This is a genomic window from Pseudomonas sp. UBA6310 (assembly GCF_002438225.1).
GTDB classification, from domain to species: domain Bacteria; phylum Pseudomonadota; class Gammaproteobacteria; order Pseudomonadales; family Pseudomonadaceae; genus Pseudomonas_O; species Pseudomonas_O kuykendallii.
On record NZ_DJTK01000057.1, the window covers coordinates 1 to 15,827 of the forward strand.

Genomic DNA, 15,827 nt, shown 5'->3' on the forward strand with positions numbered 1-15,827 from the left:
CCGCGCGCACCAATGGCGTCCCAACGTTCCCCGGTGCGCATGGCGCACCCTGCGGCAGCGGCCCGGCGACGCACTCCCGTAGGGTGCGCCGCGCGCACCGATGGCGTCCCGGCGTTCCGCGGTGCGCATGGCGCACCCTACGGCAGTGCCCGGCGACGTACTTCCCGTAGGGTGCGCCGCGCGCACCGGCGGTGTCCGTGCGACGCAAGCCAGCCATCCGCCCATCGCCTGCCGCGCACGTCGCCGGCGTACACTGCGCGGCATGTCCGACTCCTCCCGCCATGTTCCCCATCACCAGATCACCGCGCCCGCGGTGTCCTGCTCGACCTGCGCGGCTTGTTGCTGTCGGCTGGAGGTGCTGCTGCTCGGCGACACCGGCGTGCCCGAACGCTACATCGACACCGCGGAGTGGGGCGGCGACGTGATGCGCCGGCTCGACGACGGCTGGTGCGTGGCGCTGGACCGGGACAGCATGCGCTGCACCATCTACGCCAACCGGCCGCAGGTGTGTCGGGACTTCGAGCTGGGTTCGGCGGAGTGCATGGACGAACGCGAGGGCATCGTCGACGCCTATCGCTAGGCGGGAGGGGGCGCCGCCGCACCGGGGGCACGGCGGCGGGAGCGGATCACTCCTTGGCGTCGAGTTCCTGGGGCTCGATCAGCGGCTTGCTCTTCCAGTGGCCGCCGCCCGGCAGCAGCAGGTTCAGGCCGATGGCGACGATGCCGCACAGCGAGATGCCTTTGAGGCCGATGTCGCCGTTGCCGATGACCATGCCGCCGATGCCGAACACCAGGGTCACCGAAACGATCACCAGGTTGCGCGCCTCGGCCATGTCCACCTGGTGGCGGATCAGCGTGTTCAGGCCGACCACCGCGATCGAACCGAACAGCAGGCAGAGAATACCGCCCATCACCGGGACCGGGATGCTCTGCAGGCCGGCGCCGAACTTGCCGATGAAGGCCAGGACGATGGCGAAGCCGGCCGCCCAGGTCATGATCTTCGGGTTGTAGCTCTTGGTCAGCATCACCGCGCCGGTGACTTCGGCGTAGGTGGTGTTCGGCGGGCCGCCGAACAGGCCGGCGGCCGAGGTGGCCAGGCCGTCGCCGAGCAGCGTGCGATGCAGGCCGGGCTTCTTCAGGTAGTCGTTGCCGGTCACGCCACCGACCGCGATGACCCCGCCGACGTGTTCGATGGCCGGCGCCAGGGCGACCGGAACCATGAACAGGATCGCGCCCCAGTGGAATTCCGGCGCGACGAAGTGCGGCATGGCCAGCCAGGGCGCGGCGGCGATGCCGGCGGTGTCGACCAGGCCGAAGGCGAACGACAGCCCGTAGCCGACAACCACGCCGGCGAGGATCGGCACCAGGCGGAAGATGCCCTTGCCATAGATCGCCACCAGCAGCGTGGTCAGCAGCGCCGGCATCGACACCAGCATCGCCGTGCCGTAGGGAATCAGCTGCGCGCTGGCGTCGCCGGTCTTGCCCATGGCCATGTTCACCGCCACCGGCGACAGGCCCAGGCCGATGGAGATGATCACCGGGGCGATCACCACCGGCGGCAGCAGGCGGTCGATGAAACCGACGCCCTTGATCTTCACCGCGAGGCCCAGGAAGGTGTAGACGAAGCCCGCGGCGACCACGCCGCCGAGCACCGCCGGCAGGCCGAACTCACCCTTGGCGACGATGATCGGCGCGATGAAGGCGAAGCTCGAGGCGAGGAACACCGGCACCTGGCGCCCGGTGACCAACTGGAACAGCAGGGTGCCGAGGCCGGCGGTGAAGAGGGCGACGTTGGGGTCCATGCCGGTGATCAGCGGCATCAGCACCAGGGCGCCGAAGGCGACGAAGAGCATCTGTGCACCGGAAATGATCTGCTTCCATAGCGGATCGTTGTACTGCTGCATGCTCAGTTGTCCTTCTGCTTGGTGCCGAAGATCTTGTCGCCGGCATCGCCCAGGCCCGGGATGATGTAGCCCTGCTCGTTGAGGTGCGAATCGATCGAGGCGGTGTAGATCGCCACGTCGGGATGCGCCTCGGTGACCGCCTTGATGCCTTCCGGCGCGGCGACCAGCACCAGCGCGCGGACTTCCTTGCAGCCGGCCTTCTTCAGCATGTCGATGGTGGCGATCATCGAGCCGCCGGTGGCCAGCATCGGGTCGATGATCAGCGCCAGACGCTGGTTCAGCTCGCCCACCAGTTTCTCCAGGTAGGTGTGCGCGGCGAGGGTTTCCTCGTTGCGCGCCAGGCCGACGACGCTGACCTTTGCACCGGGAATCAGGCTGAGCACGCCGTCGAGCATGCCGATGCCGGCGCGCAGGATCGGCACCACGGTGATCTTCTTGCCGGCTATCTTCTCCACCTGCACTTCGCCGCACCAGCCTTCGATGGCGCAGGTTTCCAGCGGCAGGTCGTTGGTCGCTTCGTAGGTCAGCAGCGCGCCGACTTCCTGGGCCAGTTCGCGAAAATTCTTGGTGCTGATGTCGGCACGGCGCATCAGGCCGAGCTTGTGGCGGATCAGCGGATGGCGGATCTCACGGATGGGCATGGGAATTGGTCTCCGGCGGGCAAAAAAATCGCGATAGAGTACTGCATTGGCTGGCTCAACGCGCGTTCCGAAGCATCTTGCATAGGCTATTTTTGCGCTGAGTCAGTTCCCCGCGAAGATGGCCGCCATCCCCCGCGGCCCGGCGCCGAACGATGTCGCCGCGGACTTGCGGGGCGGGTGCCGGATAGGTACCTTTGCCGCCCTTCAAAGCTGACGCCCCGATCAACTTCGCCGTCCCACTCAAGAGGAAACCGCCATGTCCGCCGAGCTCGCCCACATTCGCCAGGTGATGGCGGAAGCCGATTGCCTGCACACCGAAGCCGACGTGGAAGCGGCCATCGCGAAGATGGCGCTGGCCATCAATGCAGAACTGGCGGAGCGCAATCCGGTGGTGTTCTGCGTGATGAACGGCGGGCTGATCTTCTCCGGCAAGCTGCTGCCGAAACTGAATTTCCCGCTCGAGCTGTCGTACCTGCACGCGACCCGCTACCGCAACCAGACCAGCGGCGGGGAGCTGTTCTGGAAGGCCAAGCCGGAGATCTCCTTCATGGACCGCGACGTGCTGATCATCGACGACATCCTCGACGAGGGGCACACCCTGGCGGCGATCATCGACTTCTGCCGCCATGCCGGTGCCGCCAACGTGCACACCGCGGTGCTGGTGGACAAGGATCACGACCGCAAGGCGCGGCCGGACCTGAAGGCGGATTACGTCGGCCTGTCCTGCGTCGATCGCTACGTCTTCGGCTACGGCATGGACTACAAGGGCTACTGGCGCAACGCGGCGGGCATCTACGCGGTGAAGGGACTCTGAACCGTAGGGTGGATCGCGCCTTACCGGTCCACCGGGCGGTGTGACGGAGCGAGTAGGGCGGCTGACATCCGCGAGGCTCTGGCAACCGCCTCGGTGCGCATGGCGCACCCTACGGTGGCGAATCTGTAGGGTGCGCCGCGCGCACCGAACCGGTCTTCGTCCCTACAGCGCAATCTCTCCCTCCACCCAGCGCAGCGCCTTCTCCCTCGCCTGTTGCAGGTCGCGGACGTAGGCGAGCCGGCCTTCGTGGCGATGGATGCCGGCGCGGCGCAGCTTGAGGCGCACGCGCGGATGAGTGCCGACCAGTACCAGGCCGATGCCCTGTCGGCGGTAGTCGCCCAGCACGTTCTCCAGCGCCGCCAGCGCGGTCATGTCGAGCATCGGTACGGCGCTCAGTTCGACGATCACCACCTTCACTCCGGGGCTGAACTTGCGCAGCGCGCTTAGGGCCTTTTCCGCCGCGCCGAAGAACAACGGGCCGCGGATGGCGTAGGCGGCGACGTGTTCCGGCAGGTCCTGCAGCGCCTGGTGAAAGCCGCGCGGCAGGGCGGCGGTGTCGGTCAGCTCGCTCATCCGCTTGATGAACAGCCCGGCGGCCAGCAGCAGGCCTACGCCTACCGCCAGCACCATGTCGAAGACCACGGTGAGCGCCAGGCAGGTCAGCAGCACCAGCACGTCGCTGCGCGGGGCGATTCTCAGCGTGTGCAGCACGTGCGGCGGCTCGCTCATGTTCCAAGCCACCATCAGCAGCAGCGCCGCCAGCGCCGCCATCGGCAGGTAGCTGAACAGGGGCGCGAGCAGCAGCATCGCCGCCAGCACCACGCCGGAGTGGATGATCGCCGCCAGCGGTGAAAAGGCGCCGGCGCGCACGTTGGCGGCGCTGCGGGCGATCGCCGCGGTGGCGGTGATGCCGCCGAACAGCGGGGCCACCAGGTTGCCGATGCCCTGGCCGATCAATTCGGCATTGGGGTCGTGCTTGCTGCCGCTCATGCCGTCGGCGACCACCGCGCAGAGCAGCGATTCGATGGCGCCGAGCATGGCGATGGCGAACGCCGGTGCGAGCAACTGGTGGATCAGCTCGAAGCTCAGCACCAGTGGCTGGCCGTCCGCGCCGGGCAGGTTCCAGGGCCAGGCGAAGGCCGGCAGGAACGGCGGTATGCCGGGATGACTGACGCCATCCTGCAGGTAGCTGAAGCGTTCGCCGAGGGTCGCCACCGGCAGGCCGAGGCGCTCCAGCAGCAGCCCGAGGCACGCCCCCAGCAACAGCGCTACCAGGTGCCCCGGCACTTTGCGGCTGACCCGTGGCCAGGCGACCAGCAGCGCCAGGCAGGTGATTCCCACCAGCGCGTCGCCGAGTTGCAGACTGGGCAGCGCGCGCAGCAATGCGCCGAGTTGTTGCAGGTAATGCTGGGGGTGGCCGTCCAGGCTCAGGCCGAGGAAATCCTTCATCTGCAGGGTGGCGATGACGATGCCGATGCCGGCGGTGAAGCCCAGCGTTACCGGATAGGGCACGAACTCGATCAGCCGCCCCGCGCGCAGCAGGCCGAGGGCGACGAGGATCAGCCCGGCGAGCAGGGTACACAGCAGCAGGCCGCCGATGCCGTACTGCTGGGTGATCGGCAGCAGGATCACCACGAAGGCGGCGGTCGGCCCGGAGATGTTGAAGCGCGAGCCGCCGAACAAAGCGATCAGCGGCGCGCCGATCAGCACCGTGTAGAGCCCGTGCTGCGGCGGCACACCGACGGCGATGGCGAGCGCCATGGCCAGGGGGATGGCGATCACCCCGACGGTCAGACCGGCGGCGATGTCGCCGCGCAGGGCGTTCCATGAATAACCGGCGCGACGGGTCTGGCGCCAGGCGGCGAACAGCGGAGGAAAGGAAATCGACATGACGGCTCCAGGGCGGATGCCCGCCCAGTATACGGCGCGTCCCAGGCGCTTCGCATGACCTGAAGCGTCCGCCGCGTTGAGCCTCGTGCGCCGCGCGGAGTACACTGCCGGCCCCGTGAAATTCGCTGTGCTGGAGCCCAGAATGCGCAAAGACAAGAAACAGGTGATTGGTGAGGAAATCGGCGACGAGCCGATCAAGCTGTTTCTCGAGGTGGAGCCGGCCGATGACACGCCGCCCTCGCTGCACAAGCTGGTCAAGGCCTACCGCGGCCTGCGCGTCGACGACTTCGAGCGCTTCGTCCGCTTTTTCGTCGAGGCCGGCTACGACCTCGACGCCAAGGACGCACAGGGCAACGACTTCGTCGCGCTGATCCGCGACCAGCGCATGGCCGAGGCCTATATCGAGATCATCGAAGCCGCGCGCGGCTGAGCTTCTTCATCGAGCCGCCTCCCGTAGGGTGCGCCATGCGCACCGCCTGGCGATGCGGCGGACCCTGCCGGTGCGCGCGGCGCACCCTACGTTGAGCATCGAAGCATTGAGTCCGGCATAAAAAAACCGCCATCGCTGGCGGTTTTTTCATTTCTGGCGTGGCGTTCAGATCACGCCTTCCGCCACTTCCTGACGGGCGACCAGCTGCAGACGTTCGTTGCAGCGTGCGCTGACCTCGCGGTACAGCGCGGCGTCGCTTTCCAGCTGCTTCTCGCGAGCCGGGAAGATCTCCTGCAACTTGCTCGTCCACTGCTCCGAGCGAGCCTGCTCGGCGAAGCAGCGCTCGATCAGGCCGAGCATGATCGACACTGTCACCGAAGCGCCCGGCGAGGCGCCCAGCAGCGCGGCGATGGAACCGTCGCGCGAGGCGACCAGCTCGGTGCCGAACTGCAGCACGCCGCCTTTCTTGGCGTCCTTCTTGATGATCTGCACGCGCTGGCCGGCGATCTCCAGGCGCCAGTCCTCGGGCTTGGCCTGCGGGTAGAAGCGCCGCAGGGCATCGAGGCGCTGCTCCATGGACTGACGCACTTCGCTGATCAGGTAGCGGGTCAGGTCCATGTTGTCGCGCGCCACGGCCAGCATCGGGCCGATGTTGCCCAGGCGGATCGACAGCGGCAGATCGAGGAACGAGCCGTGCTTGAGGAACTTGGTGGTGAAGCCGGCGTAAGGCCCGAACAGCAGGGACTTCTTGCCGTCGACCACGCGCGTGTCGAGGTGCGGAACCGACATCGGCGGCGAGCCGACCGCCGCCTGGCTGTAGACCTTGGAGTCGTGCTGCCTGACCACCTCGGGGTTGTCGCAGCGCAGCCACTGGCCGCTCACCGGGAAGCCGCCGTAGCCTTTGCTTTCCTCGATACCCGAGGCCTGCAGCAGCGTCAGCGCAGCGCCGCCGGCGCCGAGGAACACGAAGCGCGCGTTGACTTCACGCTCGGCGCCGCTTTCGTTGTGCTTGATGGTGACCGTCCAGCCCTTGCCGGTGCGCTTGAGGCCGGTGACCTTCTGGCTGTAGGTGACGGTGCTGTTCGGCTGGCTGACCAGGTGCGCCAGCAGCGAGGTGGTCAGGGCGCCGAAGTTGACGTCGGTGCCGTTCTCCACGCGGGTCGCGGCGATGGCCTCGTCGGCCGCGCGGCCGGGCATCATCAGCGGCATCCAGCGCGCCAGGGTGGCCTTGTCTTCGCTGTATTCCATGGAGGAAAACGCGTGGTGCCCGGTCAGCGCGGCGAAGCGCTTCTTCAGGTACTCGATGCCGGCCTGGCCCTGGACGAAGCTCAGGTGCGGCACCGGATTGATGAAGGACTTCGGCGAGGCGAAGGTGCCTTTCTCCACCAGGTGCGCCCAGAACTGCTTGGACACTTCGAACTGGGTGTTGATGTGCACGGCCTTGTCGATATTGATCGTGCCGTCGGCAGCCTGTGGCGTGTAGTTCAGTTCACAGAGGCCGGCGTGGCCGGTGCCGGCGTTGTTCCAGGGGTTGGAACTCTCCGCCGCGCCGGAGGACATCGACTCGACGACTTCCAGACGCATGCTGGGGTCGAGTTCCTTGAGCAAGGCCGCCAGTGTCGCGCTCATGATGCCGGCTCCCACCAGCAGCACGTCCAGCGTTTCGTTTTCGTGTTGCGCCATCAACGCTTCTCCAAAACCTGCATCGTCAAAGGAAATGCAGACGACCTTTCAAGCTGAAAGCCGCAGGGGCCTCGAGTTCCGTCAATCGGAGTCGCGACCCGGTCGTCCTGTCCGGTCACGCGTCGATCGCCCAGGCAAGGCCTGTGGGGCAAGTCGGCGCGCAGTTCGCCCGTCTCCGCGAGGAGGAAGGCGCAAATGCCGTCAGTGGGTCAGGTGGAAGCGCTGTCTTTCTTGTTGGTTACAGACCTGTTCATGCTCGCCACACTCTCGTGAAGTTGTGAAAACCCGTCATCCCACGCTCTTTTGGAGTCGTGAACCTCGAAGTCGGTGCTGCCGGTTCCGCCGATCGGGGGCGATTAAACGCCGCCTTCAGGCAAATTGCTCTACGCAATTAGTGGAAGCTCGGCGCGGCGGGGCAGCACGCTTGGGCGACTCTCCTCGCCGATCGGTGGCGCGCGGGTCGCGCGATGGCCGTCGGCATGGGGTGCCCTTTTATAATCGGGGGCGATTATACCGGCGAAATCCCGGTCGTGGCTGCTCGCTTGTGACTTTCGTCCCCCGTCCGGTCAGCTCGGCGACACCCGCCTGAATCCTGCCCTCGGGTCGAACGATGGGATGTCCGATCGATAGAATCGGCGCGCCCGCAGTCATATGCCCAAGGCCCGTGAGAATCCGCTCCCGGCCGCTGTCGGCGCCACGCGACGCTCGTTATACTCGCGCCCATCAATGCCTACCAGGAGAGAAGAGCATGCGAAATCGCCTGTTGCTGAGTCTGTTCGCTGTCGCCAGCGTGACTCTTGCCGGTTGTGCCCTCAGCCCGCAGCAACTCGACCCGGATCCGAAGATCAATGCCCAGATCAACCCCGTTGGCCACGGCCAGCCGGTGGTGGTTCGCGTGGTGGACGGGCGTCCGTCGCCGTCGCTCGGTACCCGCGGTGGCCTGTACGCCGAAACCAGCACCATCAGCGTCGCGAGCACCAGCGTCGTGCCCAAGCTGCAAACCCAGGCCGAGGCCGCGGTTCGCCTGCTCGGCTTCACGCCGTCGGCCAACGCCTACAACGCGCCGCAGCTGACCATCATCCTTTCCGAGCTGAAGTACCAGTCGCCGAAGGACGGCGTGTACGTCACCGAGGCGGATATCACCGCGACCTTCCGCACCGAGGTGAAGAACAGCCAGCGCAGCTACAACGGCCGCTACGGCGCTTCGCTGAACCAGCGTTTCGGCAGCGCGCCGAACCAGCAGACCAACACCAAGCTGGTCAGCGACGTATTGAGCGATGCGCTCAGCCGCGTGTTCAAGGACCAGACCATCGGCCAGATGCTTTCGCAGTAAGCGCCCGGTCGATCGAGAAAGCCCGGTTCGCCGGGCTTTTTTGTGGGCGGCTGCCGGTCAGGGAGGGAGGGTGCACCATGGGCCTCCACGGTGCGCGCGGCGCACCCTACGTAAGGACCAACCATCGGCCAGATGTTGTTGCCGTGATCGGCAGGCGCCCCTCCGCGTAGGGTGCGCCATGCGCACCATGAGTCTGCACGGTGCGCGCGGCGCACCCTACGTAAGGACCAATCATCGGCCAGATGCCCTTGCCGTGATCGGCAGGCGCGCTTTGCGTAGGGTGCGCCATGCGCACCATGGGGCTGCGCGGTGCGCACGGCGCACCCTGCGGTGATCTGCTGGCAATGTGACATTCGTCGGAAAGCCACTACGGTGGCGTGGCGTTGGATAGACTCCTGCGCCGTATTCGCTGATGCCCGTGTGGCTTTCTCGCCGAGGTTTCGATGTCCCTGTCGTTCTGGCTTTCCAATCCCGCGCAGTCGATCAACCTGCTGGCGCTGTTCTTCGCCGTGGCCGGCAGCTGGGTGCTGATCGCACGCAGCTGCGTGGTGCGCTGTGGCGTCCGGTCGCCGCCGTGGAAGGGGCCGAGCCTCGGCGCGCGCGGCTGGACCGCTTCTTCAACCGCTTCGGCGGCGCCTGCCTGGGCGTGGCGCTGGTGGTTTCCTGGGAAAGCACACGGCTGTAACACGGACTCTGCGAACCAAGGAGAAGGCGACCGAGGTCGCCTTTTTCATGCCTCGCGCCGACGCTAGAGCGGCAGGCCGGCCTTGACGCGGTACTGGTTGCGCACGGGCGTGGCGTACTGCAGGACCAGATACGGGCGTTGCTCCGGCAGGCAGGCGTCCAGGCGTTTCTGCCATTCCTGCCGGGCGCGCGCCACTTCCGCTGCCGGGAACACCTGCTCGGCGCTGGGCACTTCCAGCGCCGGGTCGCGCTCGGCCCACATCGAATAGGCCAGGTAGTGCACCGGGAACAGCCGGTAATGGGCGAGGATGCGGCGGTCCAGCTCCTGAGCCAGGCCCTTGCTGTCGGTGAAGCCGCTGTCCACCACTTCGCCGAAGTTGATGTGCACCCGACCCTTGTAGCCGGTGATACCCAGGGCGATGCTGGTGTCGTCCTCGCCGGGCGATTTGACGTACTCGCCGGTGGTCGCGCGAATGCACAGCTCGCGCGCCTTGGCCTGATCGCAGGGGTCATACTCGTAGCTGATCGACACCGGGACCAGGCGCAGGCTGGCGATGACCGCGGCGAAGTCCTCGTCCTTGCGACTCATGTGGAACATCTTCAGGATCGCCGAATCGGTACGGTCGTCGCCGTCCTTGGCGCGACCTTCGGCCTGGGCGATCCAGATCGACTGGCCGTCGTTGCGGATCGAGTGGCTGATGTAGGCCGAGAGCAACTGGTAGGCGGCAAGCTTCTCGCGGCGACCAGTCAGCGAGCGGTGCACGATGAAGCTCTTGTTCAGGCGCATCAGGTCGCTGACGAAGGGCCGTTGCAGCAGGTTGTCGCCGATGGCGATGCGCGGGGTCGGCAGGCCGGCGTGGTACACCGCGTAGTTGACGAAGGCCGGGTCCATCACGATGTCGCGGTGGTTGGCGAGGAACAGGTAGCTGCAACCGGCCTTGAGCTGCTCCACGCCGGAGTAGGTGACACCGTCGGTGGCGCGCTCGATGGTGCGGTCGACGTAGGTCTCGATCTTGTCCTGCAGCGCGGAGACCGATTCGATGCCGCGCACTTCCTTGTTGAGGCGCCGCGCGATCAGCGGCTTGAGTGCCCAGCCGAACGGCCCGGCCAGTCGCGGGAAGCGGAAACGGGTAAGGATGTCGAGGAATTGTCGGTCGGCGAACAGGCGGGCCAGAACTGCTGGCACTTCGGCGTCGTCGTAAGGTCGGATGGCGTCGAATTCGCCCATCTTGTTCTCTATGGAAAGGGTCATGGGAATACGGTTGGCGCAGGCGTCGCGCTGCCGGAGTAAAAGGCGATTATACCTGCAAGTCGCATGGAGACCGTGATGCTCGAATCCCAGGAATATCAGTGCCCCTACTGCGGCGAATCGGTCGAGTCGCTGCTCGACCTCTCGGCGGGCGACCAGCACTACATCGAGGATTGCGCGGTGTGCTGCCGGCCGATTGTTTTCGATCTGCGCAGCGACGGCATTGACTGGAGTCTCGATGTGCGGCGGGAGGACGAATGAATGCGGCGAATCTACGAACCGCAGGACCTGATCGAGGCGGAGATGCTCATCGGCATGCTCGCCAGCGAAGGCATCGCCGTGCACCTCAGCGGCCGGCATCTGGTCGGCGCGCTCGGCGAGCTACCCCTGGGTGGCCTGCTTGGGCTGCTGGTGGATGATGCCGAGGCGCTGCGCGCGCAGGCCTTGATCGCCGCGTACAATGCCGCGCAACCGCTGGCTGCCGACGAGCCGGACAGCATTCCCGGTTCCCTGTTGTGTTGAGATAACCGCATGTCTGGACGTATCGCCCTGTTTCGCTGGACGCCTGCGCTGGCGGCGCTTCCGGGTTTTCCCGCCGATCACCGGCCGCACTGGAACCAGGCGCCGGGCGCCAACCTGCTGATGCTGCGCCAGGGCGAAGGCTCGCGCGAAGTGGCGCGGGCGCGCTGGGGGCTGACGCCGGCCTGGCTCACCGACCTGTCGCGCACGCCGGCGCACGCGCGCAGCGAAACCCTGGCCGAGCAGCCGATGTTCCGCGAGGCGTTCCGCGAGCGCCGCTGCCTGGTGCCGGCCAACGGTTTCTACGAATGGCGCGGCGCGCGCAAGCGGCCGTACTGGATCACCGGCGAGGCCAGCGTGCTGCACCTCGCGGCGATCTGGGAGGCGTATCCGGTCGGCGAAATCCTCTACCTGAGCCTGGCGCTGATCACCCAGGCCGCCGCCGACCTGCGTCGTCCGCTGTTGCTGGACGACGCCGAGCAGCAGCAGTGGCTCGATCCGCAGAGCAGCGACACGGCCCTGCGCGAGCTGCTGATCAAACCGCCGACGGCGCTGCGGGAACGCGCCCTGGCCGGCATTGTCAACGACCCGAAGGTCGACGCGCCCGAGTGCCTGACCCCTGCGTGAACCGGGCGATGTCGTCCTCGACCGACGTGCCGCTCGGTTGCCGCGCACCGACCCGCGGCCTAGCATACGGGCACTTTTCTGGAGAACCCCGATGACCAAACCCTTCTTCCTTTCCGGCCTGTGCGCGGCACTCCTGCTGAGCGGTTGCCAGGCCGTGAACACCACCAACGGCGGCGCCGTCGGCGTCGAGCGCAAGCAGTACATGTTCAGCATGCTGTCGACCGAGCAGGTCAACCAGATGTACGCCCAGTCCTACCAGGAAACCCTCACCGAGGCGTCGGGCAAGGGGCTGGTGGACAACAACTCGGCGATCGGCAAGCGCGTGCAGGCGGTCGGCAAGCGGCTGATCGCCCAGGCACCGGTGTTCCGCCCGGATGCCGCGCAATGGCAATGGGACATCAACCTGATCAAGAGCGATGAGCTGAACGCCAACTGCGGTCCCGGCGGCAAGATCATCGTCTACAGCGGCCTGGTGGAGCAGCTCAAGCTGAGCGACGACGAACTCGCCGCGGTGATGGGCCACGAAATCGCCCACGCCCTGCGCGAGCACGGCCGCGAGGCGATGTCCAAGGCCTACGGCGTGCAGATGGCCAGCCAGCTCGGCGCGGCCTTCGGTGTCGGCCAGGGCAGCCTGCAACTGGCCAACACCGGCGTGCGGTACCTGATGACCCTGCCCAACAGCCGCGCCAACGAGAACGAGGCCGACCTGATCGGCCTGGAGCTGTCGGCGCGCGCCGGCTACAACCCGAACGCCGCCATCAGCCTGTGGGAAAAGATGAGCAAGGCCAGCGAAGGTGCACCGCCGGAATTCATGAGCACGCACCCCTCGTCCAGCTCGCGGATCTCCTCGTTGCAGGCCGCGGTGCCGAAGGTCATGCCGTTCTATCAGCAGGCCAAGGGCGGCTAAGCCGCGACACGGTCATCGACCCGGACCGCGCGCGTCGCGGCCCCGGCGGGAAAGGGAGTTCTCTTGAAAGTCGCCATTTTCGGTGCCACCGGCCTGATCGGCCACCATGCGGCGCGCGCGGTACGAGCGGCCGGCCACGAGCTGGTGGTGATCAACCGACCTTCCTCGCGCACCGAGCGCGTGGCCTACCTCGAGCCGGAGCAGCGCTCCGCCGAGCTGCTCGACCACGCCGCGCTGTGCCGCGCGCTGGATGATCTCGACGGCGTGATCTTCTGCGCCGGGCACTACCCTGGGCGGCCGCGGCGCTGGCAGGACGAGGTGGTCAGCGCGCTGGACCAGACCAGCCACTTCTACGCCGCCTGCCGCCAGGTCCAGGTGCCGCGCATCGTCTACGTCGGCTCGGCGATCGCCATGCCGGTGCATCCGCAGGGCCTGCCCGGACATGAAGGGCTCTTCTACGAAGGGCTTCCGTCGTGGCACAACGCCTATCTGATGTGCAAATGGGCGCTCGACGAACAGGCCCGCGAGCAGGCGCGCAACGGTTTGCCGGTGGTCATCGGGATTCCCGGCATGGCCATCGGCGAATTCGATTTCGGCCCGTCCACCGGGCGCATCGTCACCACCATCGGCAACCGCGAGATGAGCCGGTACGTTCCCGGCCGGCGCAACCTGATCGACGCCGGCGAGGCCGGTGTCGGGCTGCTCGCAGCCCTGCAGAAGGGACGCGCCGGCGAGCGCTACCTGCTCGTCGGCCACGACATCGAGATGGCCGAGCTGACCGCGATGATCGCCGCTGCGCTGGGTGTCGAGGCGCCGCAGCCGCTGTCGCTGGTCCGCGCCAAGGCCATCGCCCGTCTCGGTCGGCTGCGCCAGCGGCTGACCGGATACGAGGCGCTGCTGGACGATACCGCCATCGCGGTGATGGCCGGCGGGCAGTTCCTCGACGGCCGCAAGGCGCGCGAGGAGCTCGGCTTCCAGAGCCGCGTGCCGCTGCATGAATCCCTCGCCCGGGCCATCGCCTGGTTCCGCGAGAACGGCTACCTGCGCGGCTGACGCAGGGTGGGTCAGGCGCATCGCCCGATGTGCCGGTCGCGCGCCGGTGTCCCGTGCGCCGTAACCCGCCGGGCGTGGTATCGCCGAACACCGCCTGGTGGGTTACGCGGCGCGGGCGTTTGGTGGGGACCTGTTGATCTGAGTACGCGCCGCTAACCCACCCTACGAAATGCAGTCCGGCGATCCACATCGACCCGTAGGGTGGGTCAGGCGCATCGCCCGATGTGCCGGTCGCGCGCCGGTGTCCCGTGCGCCGTAACCCGCGGGGCGTGGTATCGCCGAACACCGCCCGGTGGGTTACGCGGCGCGGGCGTTTGGCGGGGACCTGTTGATCTGCGTACGCGCCGCTAACCCACCCTACGACATGCAGGCCGGCGATTCGCGTCAGCCCAGCGTAATTACCCGTGCGGCGTTCCATCGGTGGGCTGAAGCCCACCCTACGGCGTTCGTCTGTTGCTGCAGCGCTACGCCAGCCATTGCACATGACACACGGCCACCGGCAGGCCGTGCGCCAGGCAGTAGTCGAGCCAGCGGATCTGGTTGTCCTGCAGGCGATCGCCGGGGCCTTTCACTTCGATCATCCGGTAGCGGCGTTCGGCCGGCCAGAACTGGATCAGGTCGGGCAAGCCGCTGCGGTTCGCGCCGATGTCCAGCAGGATGCGCTCGAAGCATCGCCTGAGGTGCTGCGCCGGTATGCACTGCAACGCCTGCTCCAGCAGCGTTTCGTCGAGCAGGCCCCAGGCGACGAAGGGCGACTGCAGGCCGAACTTGGCGGCGAAGGTGTCGCGGATGCGCTGGCGATAGGTGTCGTTCTCCAGCAGCGCCAGGCAGCCGTCGAACAGCGCCTGGCGGCGGCGCACGAAGTCGGTGTCGAGCAGGTCCGCCGGGGCGGCGTGGAAGGGGTGGAAGAACGCCCCCGGCAACGCGGCGAACAGCGCCGGCCAGCAGAGCAGGCCGAACAGCGAACCGATCAGGGTGTTTTCCACGTAGTGCACCGGGGCGTCGGTCTGCGTCAGGTGATCGCGCACCACGCCTTCCACCGAGGCTGGCACCGCCGGCGGCGCCAGCTGCAGGTCGAGGCGTTGTAGCGCCAGCGGTGTGCGGCGGGGACTGGCCGGCAGGCCGGCCTTGCGGCGCAGGCGCGGCAGCACGCGCGACAAGTGTTGGCGCTCGGCCTCGCTTTCCGGGTGTTCGCTGGCGTGCGTGGCGAGTTGCAGCGCCTCGTCGATGCGCTCGCAGCGTTCCAGCACGCGGATCCTGCGCAGGCGGGCACCGGCGTGGCAGCACCCGGCATAGATCCATAGCGCCTGCTGCAACTCGCCGAGGCGTTCGTGCTGCTGGGCGATGCGGAAGACCAGCTTGCCGCGGCGCGCCTCGATCCATGGATTCTCCAGCCGTTCCGGCAGGCTGGCGACGACCTCGGCCAGCGCCTCGCCCTGCTCGAAGCGTTCGCGGCAACGCTGCAGGCGCAGGTAGTCGTCGATGTCCTGGCGGTTGCGAAAGGCGCGGGAGGCCGCGGAAAACTCGACCTTCTCGTAGCGATGGATGCCGAGGTCGGCGAGGACGAATTCGGACCAGCCCTGGCGCAGGTTGCCGAAGAACATCAGCCGCAGGCGTTCGCCCAGCTCGACCATCAGCACGCGGTAGACGCACTCGTCGGCTTCGGCATGCCAGGCCTGCAGCGGCCGGCTTTCGTCGGCGAAGCGCTCGCGCAGGCAGGCCAGCAGCTCGCTCTTGTTCATCAGGTGCGCGCGCTGCAGGCAGTCGCCGAAGGCCGCGGCGATCTCCGCCTTGCGCAGCACGGCGAACAGTTGCTCCAGGCTCAGCGCCGGCGCGTCGTCGAGCCAGCCATGGCCGAGCAGCGGTTCGGCGGCCTGGTGCGGGCAGCCGATCTCGGCGTAGGCCAGCTTGCTGGCGCGGAACAGCTCGCCCTTGCGCATCAGCATGCGCACCAGCAGCGCACGCGAGGCCTGCGGCAGTTCGGCGAAGGCCTCGATGAAGTGCCGTTCGGCGCTGCACAGCAGATCGGCATAGCGCTCGCCGACCCAGTCCAGCACGCGCTGGAAGTTCGCCAGGTAGTAGAACGGGTCGGG

16 protein-coding genes are annotated in these 15,827 nt (G+C 67.3%); 10 read left to right on the forward strand and 6 right to left on the reverse strand.

All coding sequences use genetic code 11. The features are described from left to right. The first annotated feature begins 262 nt into the window (after nucleotides 1–262). On the forward strand, nucleotides 263–580 hold the full coding sequence (locus tag B3E91_RS13790) for a YkgJ family cysteine cluster protein (protein ID WP_287029955.1): 318 nt from the start codon (nucleotides 263–265) through the stop codon (nucleotides 578–580). 46 nt (nucleotides 581–626) lie between these two features. Here B3E91_RS13790 and B3E91_RS13795 read toward each other — a convergent pair whose 3' ends face one another. Together B3E91_RS13795 and upp are read right to left on the reverse strand one after the other, a co-directional pair. Then, nucleotides 627–1,904: a uracil-xanthine permease family protein gene (locus B3E91_RS13795; RefSeq protein ID WP_282338978.1), complete on the reverse strand. Its 1,278-nt coding sequence runs from the start codon at nucleotides 1,902–1,904 to the stop codon at nucleotides 627–629. Between the two features lie 2 nt (nucleotides 1,905–1,906). After that, complete coding sequence (upp, locus tag B3E91_RS13800) at nucleotides 1,907–2,545, reverse strand: uracil phosphoribosyltransferase (protein ID WP_090228767.1); 639 nt, start codon at nucleotides 2,543–2,545, stop codon at nucleotides 1,907–1,909. A 256-nt stretch (nucleotides 2,546–2,801) separates the two neighbouring features. Here upp and B3E91_RS13805 point away from each other — a divergent pair, with 256 nt between their 5' ends. Further along, on the forward strand, nucleotides 2,802–3,359 hold the full coding sequence (locus B3E91_RS13805) for a hypoxanthine-guanine phosphoribosyltransferase (protein ID WP_273233519.1): 558 nt from the start codon (nucleotides 2,802–2,804) through the stop codon (nucleotides 3,357–3,359). 162 nt (nucleotides 3,360–3,521) lie between these two features. On the opposite strand, the gene dauA is transcribed toward B3E91_RS13805, so the two are convergent. After that, entirely contained in the window at nucleotides 3,522–5,249 is a 1,728-nt protein-coding gene (gene dauA, locus B3E91_RS13810; protein WP_287029956.1) for a C4-dicarboxylic acid transporter DauA, read from the reverse strand. Nucleotides 5,250–5,391: 142 nt separating this feature from the next. On the opposite strand from dauA, the gene B3E91_RS13815 reads away from it, so the two are divergent. Next, nucleotides 5,392–5,679, forward strand: coding sequence for a PA4642 family protein (locus tag B3E91_RS13815; RefSeq protein WP_090228760.1), 288 nt, complete (start codon nucleotides 5,392–5,394; stop codon nucleotides 5,677–5,679). 165 nt (nucleotides 5,680–5,844) lie between these two features. Here the strand turns inward: B3E91_RS13815 and mqo are convergent, their stop codons facing one another. After that, nucleotides 5,845–7,362 (reverse strand): malate dehydrogenase (quinone), encoded by a 1,518-nt coding sequence (mqo, locus tag B3E91_RS13820; RefSeq protein WP_273233513.1) that lies wholly within the window; start codon nucleotides 7,360–7,362, stop codon nucleotides 5,845–5,847. Nucleotides 7,363–8,110: 748 nt separating this feature from the next. On the opposite strand from mqo, the gene B3E91_RS13825 reads away from it, so the two are divergent. Together B3E91_RS13825 and B3E91_RS13830 are read left to right on the forward strand one after the other, a co-directional pair. After that, the gene (locus tag B3E91_RS13825; RefSeq protein WP_090228754.1) at nucleotides 8,111–8,695 is read left to right on the forward strand and encodes a YajG family lipoprotein; all 585 of its coding nucleotides are present in this window, start codon (nucleotides 8,111–8,113) and stop codon (nucleotides 8,693–8,695) included. A 443-nt stretch (nucleotides 8,696–9,138) separates the two neighbouring features. Next, the gene (locus tag B3E91_RS13830) at nucleotides 9,139–9,447 is read left to right on the forward strand and encodes a hypothetical protein (protein WP_414708260.1); all 309 of its coding nucleotides are present in this window, start codon (nucleotides 9,139–9,141) and stop codon (nucleotides 9,445–9,447) included. Here the strand turns inward: B3E91_RS13830 and B3E91_RS13835 are convergent. After that, entirely contained in the window at nucleotides 9,444–10,607 is a 1,164-nt protein-coding gene (locus B3E91_RS13835) for a 1-acyl-sn-glycerol-3-phosphate acyltransferase (protein ID WP_287029970.1), read from the reverse strand. The genes B3E91_RS13830 and B3E91_RS13835 overlap by 4 nt on opposite strands. Before the next feature lie 99 nt (nucleotides 10,608–10,706). On the opposite strand from B3E91_RS13835, the gene B3E91_RS13840 reads away from it, so the two are divergent. The 5 genes from B3E91_RS13840 (at nucleotide 10,707) to B3E91_RS13860 (ending at nucleotide 13,734) form a co-directional block, all read left to right on the forward strand. Further along, nucleotides 10,707–10,889 (forward strand): CPXCG motif-containing cysteine-rich protein, encoded by a 183-nt coding sequence (locus B3E91_RS13840; protein WP_287029957.1) that lies wholly within the window; start codon nucleotides 10,707–10,709, stop codon nucleotides 10,887–10,889. Further along, a complete protein-coding gene (locus B3E91_RS13845) occupies nucleotides 10,890–11,150 on the forward strand; it encodes a putative signal transducing protein (RefSeq protein ID WP_287029958.1) in 261 nt (86 codons plus the stop codon). Nucleotides 11,151–11,159: 9 nt separating this feature from the next. After that, nucleotides 11,160–11,774, forward strand: a complete 615-nt coding sequence (locus B3E91_RS13850; protein ID WP_287029959.1) for an SOS response-associated peptidase — start codon at nucleotides 11,160–11,162, stop codon at nucleotides 11,772–11,774. Nucleotides 11,775–11,865: 91 nt separating this feature from the next. After that, nucleotides 11,866–12,681, forward strand: coding sequence for a M48 family metallopeptidase (locus tag B3E91_RS13855; protein WP_287029960.1), 816 nt, complete (start codon nucleotides 11,866–11,868; stop codon nucleotides 12,679–12,681). A gap of 63 nt (nucleotides 12,682–12,744) precedes the next feature. Then, nucleotides 12,745–13,734, forward strand: a complete 990-nt coding sequence (locus B3E91_RS13860; RefSeq protein WP_287029961.1) for an NAD-dependent epimerase/dehydratase family protein — start codon at nucleotides 12,745–12,747, stop codon at nucleotides 13,732–13,734. 464 nt (nucleotides 13,735–14,198) lie between these two features. Here B3E91_RS13860 and B3E91_RS13865 read toward each other — a convergent pair. Continuing rightward, a partial coding sequence (locus B3E91_RS13865; RefSeq protein WP_287029962.1) for a VRR-NUC domain-containing protein occupies nucleotides 14,199–15,827 on the reverse strand: 1,629 nt, incomplete at its 5' end.